This window comes from Hwanghaeella sp. LZ110, assembly GCF_048892525.1.
GTDB lineage: Bacteria > Pseudomonadota > Alphaproteobacteria > UBA8366 > Aestuariispiraceae > Pacificispira.
The window spans coordinates 22,567-31,090 of sequence record NZ_JBLZHT010000016.1 but is presented as its reverse complement, the minus strand read 5'-3'; the positions used below and the strand labels follow the sequence as shown (position 1 = coordinate 31,090).

The 8,524-nt window shown below is 57.4% G+C and carries 7 protein-coding genes; all 7 read right to left on the bottom strand.

The annotated features are described in order from the left end of the window. Positions 1–361: 361 nt before the first annotated feature. The 7 genes from ACOSDM_RS19905 to ACOSDM_RS19875 all read right to left on the bottom strand — a co-directional run bounded on the left by ACOSDM_RS19905 (position 362) and on the right by ACOSDM_RS19875 (position 8,501). Positions 362–745, bottom strand: a complete 384-nt coding sequence (locus ACOSDM_RS19905) for a RidA family protein (protein WP_420726292.1) — start codon at positions 743–745, stop codon at positions 362–364. 16 nt (positions 746–761) lie between these two features. Continuing rightward, positions 762–1,922, bottom strand: a complete 1,161-nt coding sequence (locus ACOSDM_RS19900) for an iron-containing alcohol dehydrogenase family protein (protein WP_420726291.1) — start codon at positions 1,920–1,922, stop codon at positions 762–764. 13 nt (positions 1,923–1,935) lie between these two features. Beyond that, positions 1,936–3,411, bottom strand: coding sequence for an aldehyde dehydrogenase family protein (locus ACOSDM_RS19895; RefSeq protein ID WP_420726290.1), 1,476 nt, complete (start codon positions 3,409–3,411; stop codon positions 1,936–1,938). A 37-nt stretch (positions 3,412–3,448) separates the two neighbouring features. Further along, positions 3,449–3,670, bottom strand: coding sequence for a hypothetical protein (locus ACOSDM_RS19890; protein WP_420726289.1), 222 nt, complete (start codon positions 3,668–3,670; stop codon positions 3,449–3,451). 69 nt (positions 3,671–3,739) lie between these two features. Then, on the bottom strand, positions 3,740–4,738 hold the full coding sequence (locus ACOSDM_RS19885; protein ID WP_420726288.1) for a TRAP transporter substrate-binding protein: 999 nt from the start codon (positions 4,736–4,738) through the stop codon (positions 3,740–3,742). A gap of 48 nt (positions 4,739–4,786) precedes the next feature. Then, positions 4,787–6,703 carry a TRAP transporter large permease subunit gene (locus tag ACOSDM_RS19880; protein ID WP_420726287.1) on the bottom strand — a complete coding sequence of 639 codons (1,917 nt, stop codon included), beginning with the start codon at positions 6,701–6,703 and terminating at the stop codon, positions 4,787–4,789. Then, a complete protein-coding gene (locus ACOSDM_RS19875) occupies positions 6,687–8,501 on the bottom strand; it encodes a gamma-glutamyltransferase family protein (protein WP_420726286.1) in 1,815 nt (604 codons plus the stop codon). The genes ACOSDM_RS19880 and ACOSDM_RS19875 overlap by 17 nt, the downstream gene beginning before the upstream one ends. Positions 8,502–8,524: the final 23 nt, after the last annotated feature.

Sequence of the window (8,524 nt, the reverse complement as noted above, 5' to 3'; positions counted from 1 at the left end):
CCGCCTTCATGAAGGCGGTAGATCTCTATACGCTCCGAAAGACAGAGCTGATCATATGAATTTCCCATCGCAACACCGTTCTAGCAGTGTTGCACTTCTTTCGTGAGTCCTTGGTATCCAGGGCCACCCGCACCAATCCCGCCTGCTGCCCTGGACCCCGGATCACGTCCGGGGTGACGATGTGTCAGACAAATGCACCCTTCCCTGAGGGACGTAGCGTCTCGAAGGGGGAGCCCTCTGAAAGCACCACACTTACAGCGCCTCCTCAGGGTGAGAATGGGAATTTTTGGCATTGCGCGACCCGCCCCTCTGCGCCCTTTGCGGCTCATTTTCAAAAAAGGAAACCGCAAAGGAACTGGGCTTAGGCCTTGGCGGCGACGACTTCGACCTCAACCCGCAATTCAGGTTTCACCAGGCCTGCGACAAAGATCAGGGTGGATGTCGGCTTATGCCCAGCCAGGGCGGCGGTGCGGGCAGCGCCATAGTCTGCGAGGTCTTCCGGACCCAACAAGTAGGCCGTCATCTTCACAATGTCCGAAATCTCCATCCCTGCGGAAGCCAGAATCTCTGCGATATTCTGCCAGACAAGCTCCGACTGCGCCTTGGTGCCGGCTGGAATTGTGCCATCCTTTGCCATACCGATTTGACCGGAGACATGCAGTATCCGAGCGCCTGGCGCGGTTTCGAGGCCATGGACATAGGCCCCAACCGGGGCGGCGATGCTGTCAGGGTTGTGGATTGTCATATCAGAGTGTCCTTCCTTATAAATTAAGATTGGGCTGCAGCCCTTCGGTCGGCTGGCGCATATGTTCCAGGATCACGCGAATCTCGGCAGCACTGGCAAGGCGCGGATTGACCTTGATCTGGCCGCTTTTCGCAGCCCCCTCCGCCACCAGATCCCGTTCTGCATCGGTCGGGACAAATTTGTCCAGACCGATATCCAGCGCAACCTTCTTGCGCATCGCAGACAGGCCAGCCGCGGAGGTCGCCCCCTTAAAAATCCCAGCCACGATCTCACCTTTTTCCCCTAGGACTGGCTGGTTGAAAGCCATGCTCCACGGCAGCGCCAAGGCATTCGCCAGGCCATGCGGCACATGATGCAAGGCACCCAATGCACCCGCAATTGCATGTGCCAATCCCAAATGCGCGGAATTAAAGGCGATGCCAGCTTGCATCGATCCAATCAGACAGTTCCCGCGTGCCTCGATATCATCTGGCTTTTCAAAAGCAATGGGCAGCGACACGGCCAGAAGCTCCATCGCAGACCGCGCAAACGGATCGGTCATTACAGTCGCAAATTTCGACGTGTAAGCCTCCACCGCATGGGTGATGGCATCATAGCCTGCGGTTGCTGTTACACCTGGCGGTGCCGTTACACCCAGTTCCGGATCCAACAATGCCAGACGCGCCGCCATATTGGGGGATCTTAGGACCATCTTATAGTCGGTCCCTGTCTTTGCGATGACCGCGGATTCTGAAACCTCGCTGCCGGTGCCTGCCGTCGTGGGAACCGCAACGAACAGGCTGTCATGGGCGATCATCGGCATGCCCATGGCACCGACAATATTCTCAATGGGCCCCGGATTACTGAGCAACATGCGCGCAGCTTTGGCAGTGTCCAGGGTGGAGCCACCCCCGACCGCCAGAATCAAATCCGCCTCAGCCTGCGAAAGGGCCGCACGGGCGTCTTCAACTGTGTTGGTATCAGGCTCATGTTGTGGGACTGCGTGAAAGACAGGGGCAAAATCCTTCAGGATTTCTGATAGCCGATCCTGCAACGGGCCCCCCATGAAATACGCATCCAGCAGAATAGCAGCCTTCTTTCTACCCTCAGTCTTTGCCAAATCCGGCAGGGCTGACAGACAGCCCGGACCAAATTGCACACAATGTGTAGAATGCAGAAATACGAAGGGACCAGACATTGATCAAAACTCCTTAAGAACTGATATCCATAATTACCGCCTTGGATTGCAGATAGGCATCCAGGCCCTCCAACCCCAATTCGCGGCCATATCCGCTTTGCTTATACCCCCCAAACGGGGTTTCGATGCCGACCACGGCAGGCGTGTTCACACTGACGGTTCCCGCCTGAATCTGACCGGAGATCCGATGCGCCTTGCCGACATCCCGTGTCCACAGAGTGGCGGCGAGGCCATAGTCACTGTCATTGGCGGCGGCGATAGCGGCATCCTCATCTGGTACACGAATGACGGCCATGACCGGACCGAATACTTCTTCCTGGGCCAGCACATCACCGGATTTCACTTGATCGAAAATTGTCGCGGAAACATAGGGGCCGGTGTGATCCGGAGCATCCCCGCCACAGACAAGAGATGCCCCCGCCTTCTGTGCATCCTGGCACATCCCTAAAATTCTGGATTGCGCATTGTTGTCGATGACCGGGCCCAATTGCGTCGCAGTATCCGACAGGTCCCCGATCTTCAAGCCTGTAGCGATTTTTGCCAGGCGCTCAACGACCTCATCGGCACGGCTTTCACTGACAATGACCCGTGTGCGGGCGGCACATTTCTGTCCAGCATGCCCGAAACATCCCGCTGCAGAGGCAGGAATTGCCTTCTCCAGATCGGCATCGTCCAGAATGATGGTCGGGGACTTGCCACCCAATTCCAAGGTCACGCGCTTGACCGTATCGGCGGCAATCCGGGCAACCTGCTTCCCTATTTCTGTAGAGCCTGTGAAGCTGATCTTGGTGACACGCGGATGACGGACCAATGCCATGCCTGCTGCTTCTCCCGGCCCAGGCACAACGTTCAGGACCCCAGCCGGCAATCCGGCATCACTGGCCAGCTTCGCAAACAACAGGGCCGTCAGCGGTGTCAGGCTGGCAGGTTTCACAACCACCGTGTTTCCCGCCGCCAGAGCCGGCGCCACCTTCCACACCATCATCAGAAGGGGGAAGTTCCACGGCACGATCAGGCCACATACGCCAAGGGGTTCACGTCGGATGTAACGATGTACTGTCTCCGCAGAGGCAACAACGCGCCCATCAATCCGGTCGGCAAAACCTGCGAACCAGCGCAGGGTCATGACCGCCGATACGATATCGATCCGCGCATCCGACAACGGCTTCCCGGCATGATGCGCCTCCAATGAAATCCACTGATCCATCTCCCCGGCCAGACGATCGGCCATGGCATACAGTAGGGCGGCCCGGGCGGATGGTGCCATTGCACGCCAGGCGGGCCACGCCTTATCCGCGCCTGTCACTGCCGCATCAATCACATCGGCGTTTCCAGACCCGACGTCGCAAATCGTGTCGCCAAACTGTTTGCCATATACAGTCAAACGCGACGGGGGCGCGATGAAAGCGCCATCGATGTAAACAGTACCCTCAGGATAGCGGGCCCGCAGATCCGCGCTGGCAGTCATTAACGGCATGGCCTGGGCCATTGCTCTCTCCATTCTATCAACAGGATACGCGGTGCCTCTAGTGTGAGTGCAGCGCGTCTATCAGGGACAAGACAACCGGCATTGGGCGACAGTCTTTCAGCAAATCAACGGCTGCAGCGCGATGATCCGGATCACCGAAAATCGATTCATGCGTGGCATTTGGAAAGCCCTGATGGCGCAGTGCTTCAACCACCATGGTCAGGATTTCCTGATCCATTGGCCCGTCGCGCACCCGGTCTTCTTCGATGAAATCTGCCATGCCGGACCTCTCACTCTTGAATCGGAAGGCGTCGGGTCCGGGGCGCAAAACCCCAGACCCGACCCTCATTTACTTGGTATTCACAATGGTTTCGATTTTTTCGATCCCACCGACCTTATCGGCATAACTGGCCCAGAACGGTGCCATCGCCTTTTGCCATTCGGCGGTATCCTGTTCGACCACCGTTGCGCCCATTTCAACAGCTTTCGCCAGGGATTCTTCCTGTTCCCCAGCAGCCAGACCATTGAAATAGGGAATCGCTTCCGCTGCGGCTTCTTCCAGCGCGGCTTGCTGTTCCGGTGTCAGCGATTCCCAGAACGGCATGCTCATATACATCACGCCCAGCGCCCAGATATGGGATGTCCTGGCAAAGTTTGGCACGACTTCATACAATTTCAGCGCCTGATAGCCCGACATGGTCATATCCATGTAATCCACCACACCGGTTTCCAGCGCATTATAGGCTTCTGTAATCGGAACCGGCGTTGGGCTGGCTCCAAGTGACTCCCACAAGGCAATGTGCAGCGGGCTTTGAATAACCCGCATCTTCAATCCCTTCACATCGTCCGGACCAGTAATCTTGGCCTTGGAAATCACATGACGTGCGCCATAGGTGATGAAGCCAAAGGCTTTGAAACCCTGTTTTGCGAACAGGTCCTTGAACTCATCCCCGATTGGGCCAGCCATCACCTTGTCGATATGGGCCTGGTCGCGGAAGATGAATGGCATGTCGAAAAGGGACGTTTCCGGAACCCATGTGGACATATTGGCCAGGGTTGATATCCCTGCCTGAATGGAGCCCAAACGGACGCCTTCGACTTCCTCTTTCTCACCACCCAAGGCACCGTCCGGGACGATGTTAAAGGTGATCTGACCCGGAATCTTCTTCTCGACCAATTCATTCATCTTGGTCCAGATCTTGCCTTGCGGCTTGTCTATTCCATAGATAACACCGACCGTGATCTGTGTTGGATCCGCCTGAGCGACCCCGGCCCAGGTCAGTGATAATCCCATCGCCGCGGCCAGCAACAGCCCCGGTCCTGTCTTCAGTGTGCGTTTAACAAACATCCCTCTGCCTCCTAGTGTTGTACCTGTGAATATCTGGCTTTTCCGTCATTAGTTTCCTTGTAAAAGCCAACCAAGACCGAGCGACACTGCGGGTACGTAAGTGATGATCACCAAGGCGATCAACAGCGCGCCCAACAGGGGATACATCGCACGGAAAACGTCATGCACCGGCGTTTTTGAGATCGCCGATGAAATAAAGACCAACATACCAACCGGGGGCGTTAAACCACCTAACATCAGATTAACGACCACAATCAGACCGAAATGGATCGGATCTACGCCCATGCTGACCATAACTGGCATCAATAGTGGCGTTAAGATCAGGATCGCTGCACCAATATCCAGGAACATGCCAAAAAACAGCATCAGCACATTCGCCAGCAACAGCACGATATAGGGATTATCCGACAGGCCGGTGATCAGTGCCGACAGCGATTGAGGAATCTGTTCTGTTACCAGAACGAAGGTGAAAGGCGCCGCCGCGCCGATTAAAAGGCCAACCATCGCCGCTTCCACCGCTGCCCCACGCAAAGTCTGCCAAAGTTCCCGCCAGGTGAATGTACGATAGACCGCAATCCCCAAGACAAAGGCATAGGCAACCGCCAGGACACCAGCCTCTGTCGGGGTGACAACGCCGCCGCGAATCCCGCCGATGATCACGATCGCCAACCCCAGAACCGGCAGCGCCTTGATACCGGCGCGTCCCCGATCGGACCAACTGGCGGCCTGATTGGCGGTGCCATAGCCCCGCATCCGGGCAATCACATAAATACACAGCATCAGACTGGCGCCCATCAACAGGCCAGGGACAACACCTGCCAGCCACAAACTGCCAACAGAAAGATTCGCGACCGACGCCAGAATCAACAGGGCGATAGAAGGCGGAATGACATTGGGCAATGTCGCAGCCGCCGCCGTGACGGCACAGGAAAAGCCCGGCGAATAGCCATGCTTGACCATCTGCGGCACCAACAGCTTTGTGCCCAACGCAGCTTCTGAATAGCTGGACCCGCTGATTCCGGCATAAAAGCCGCTGGACACGATGTTCACCTGTGCGAAGCCACCGCGCAAATGCCCTACCAGCTTGAAGGCGAAATCCATCAGGCGTGACGTCAGCCCCCCCACATTCATCAACGCCCCTGCTGCGATGAAAAACGGGATCGCCAATAACAGGAACTTACTGGACCCATTCACCATCGTCTGAACCACGGCGGCTGGGGGCATTACCGCACCAGCGGCATTGGCTGCAAAGGCTGCAAAAATCATGGCGAAAGCAACCGGCGTTCCAATCGCCATGGCGACCAGAAAGCTGACAATCATCGTGGTGCCGGGATCAAGGCCCTTAAGGCTGACCAAGCCTCCTGGCTGCAACAGAAAATACAGGCCAAAGGCAAGCACGATGCTGATGATCCCGCGCCAGGGGCGTTTCCCCTCATCCAGACCTTGCAGCGCCAAATACAAAAGACCCAACGCGCTGGTCACGGGGATCAGTGCAAACTTAACCCAACTTGGCAGATTAAGGGCATAATTCACGCCACCGACCGCATCAATCAGGGTCATCCCGCCCAACAACAGCATCACCGTCGCATAGGCGATGATCAAATCGCTGAGAAAGCCAGCCGCCGTCTGCAATGGTACCGGCAGCCGTTCGACCAGAAACTGAATCGACAGATGCGCCCGCCCTCTATGCGCCAGGGGAACCGCCAGAAAGATCACGCCAATGAAAAGCCATTGCGCCGCCTCCCCGCCCCAGGTCAGGGAATTGTTGAAGCCATAGCGTCCGATAACATTGGCCAAAACAATCAGGATCAACGCGATCAGCGCCAGCGTTGCCGCCCCGCCAATGACGCTATCGAAAAACCCGAGAATCCGTTGAGCCGCCAACCGTAATCCCGTCGCAGATTGCCCGCTGTTTGCATCCCGCTCTTTTGTGTATCCAGACAGGGCGTCATCGACCAACGGCATAGCCCAGCCCTCCTCTTGGATTTGCGGCCGCCCGCACGCGGCCATCTGGGTCTCGCGCAGCGGCGGTCAGACGGCCTTCCGACCAATCATCGCCAATGCTTAAATCGTGGCCCCGATGCTTCAGATCATCGCATACCTGGGAACCAAACCGACCCTCAACCACCAGGCGACCGGGTGAAGCATGGCGGGGATAGAACGAATTGGGCCAATGTTCGCTATGAAACGAAGGGGCTTCTATCGCCTCTTGAAGGCCTATTTTATGCACCAGATGCCGGATCAGAAAAGCCGCTTGCCATTGATCCTGCTGGTCCCCACCCGGTGTGCCACAGGCAAGATATCCCCGACCGGCCTTATCCAGAACAAGCGTTGGCGTCAGTGTGGAGCGCGGGCGTCGATCCGGTCCCAAACCCGATGGGGCGACAGGGTCCAGCCACATCATCTGTGCCCGCGTTCCAAGGGGAAATCCCAGAGACGGAATGGCGGGCGAGGATTGCAACCACCCACCGGATGGGGTTGCTGACACGATGTTCCCGGCAGCATCGATCACATCGATATGACAGGTATCCCCGCTGACGCTGGCACGATAGCCCAGTGCCTCAATCGATTGAACCGTTGGCTCCCCGCCGCCATAGGCGGCCAGCAAGCCGGTTTCCCGTTTGCGGGCACAGGCGGCAGCATAATCGATCGGTGCGCCACAGCCTGCAATATTGCCCGGGCGCCAATCATTGCAGGCCCGCGCGGAGATCTCGTCACGCCGCAAGGCCGCATAGTCTTGTGACAACAATCGGTTCATCGGGACACGGGCGGTTTTTGGGTCCCCGTAGAATACTTCCCGATCCGCGAAGGCCAGTTTCAAGGCTTCGGTCACCCGATGCACAAATTCTGCCCCATTGGGGTCCAGTGCCGCCATCTCTTGGGCCGGCAACAAGGCCAGCGCTTGCAACAGAACAGGCCCCTGCGTCCAGCTATCGCATTTCAGCACCTGATAGCCTGCATACTCCAGCGACAGGGCTGGTTCGAACCAGGCCCGCCACCCTGCCAGGTCTGCCCCCCGCAACAATGCGCCATTCACCTGACCAGACACATCCATCACTTCTGTCTGGCGGCAAAAGGCATCAATTTCCTGGGCGACAAAACCATCGGACCATATCGCACGGGCGGCTTCAATCTGTGCCAGCCGGTCCGATCCGACCGCTTCTGCTTCATCCAAAAGACGGTGAAAAACGGAATACAAAGTTGGATTGCGCAGCAATTCCCCTACCGCCGGGACCGTACCATCAGGAAGAAACACCTCCACTGAGGTCGGCCAGTAGCGCTGAAAAACGGATTGTGCCGCCACAAGCGTGGCATGCAGGCGGCCATCCACAGGGACGCCCCGATCCAGATAGTCCAATGACGGTTCAATCACTGTGCGCAGTGGTAATGTTCCCTTTTCCGCCAAAAGCAGCATCCAGGCATCAAATGCCCCGGGCACCACGGCAGACAGCAAACCTGTCCCTGGAATGCGATCCAGACCTAGGGCGCGTATCGCGTCTATCGTCGCTGTTTTTGGTGTCGGCCCCTGTCCGCATACGGCCTGCGCGCGCCCATCGGCGGCATCATAAACCAGCATTGCAACATCCCCGGCGGGACCATTCAGATGGGGGGCCACCGCTTGCAGCACGAAGCCACCGGCCACAGCCCCGTCAAAGGCATTCCCCCCCAGCTCCAACATGCGCATCGCAGCTTGACTGGCAGCGGCATAGGTCGACGTCGCGACGCCGAACCAACCCTGTACCTCTGGCCGTGACACTTGCATGCTCACTCTCCAGCCTTTAATTG

Bases quoted from the DNA above. Each gene is read 5' to 3' on its own strand.
- ACOSDM_RS19905 (WP_420726292.1), bottom strand. From the start codon at position 745: ATGACAATCCACAACCCTGACAGCATCGCCGCCCCGGTTGGGGCCTAT.
- ACOSDM_RS19900 (WP_420726291.1), bottom strand. From the start codon at position 1,922: ATGTCTGGTCCCTTCGTATTTCTGCATTCTACACATTGTGTGCAATTT.
- ACOSDM_RS19895 (WP_420726290.1), bottom strand. From the start codon at position 3,411: ATGGCCCAGGCCATGCCGTTAATGACTGCCAGCGCGGATCTGCGGGCC.
- ACOSDM_RS19890 (WP_420726289.1), bottom strand. From the start codon at position 3,670: ATGGCAGATTTCATCGAAGAAGACCGGGTGCGCGACGGGCCAATGGAT.
- ACOSDM_RS19885 (WP_420726288.1), bottom strand. From the start codon at position 4,738: ATGTTTGTTAAACGCACACTGAAGACAGGACCGGGGCTGTTGCTGGCC.
- ACOSDM_RS19880 (WP_420726287.1), bottom strand. From the start codon at position 6,703: ATGCCGTTGGTCGATGACGCCCTGTCTGGATACACAAAAGAGCGGGAT.
- ACOSDM_RS19875 (WP_420726286.1), bottom strand. From the start codon at position 8,501: ATGCAAGTGTCACGGCCAGAGGTACAGGGTTGGTTCGGCGTCGCGACG.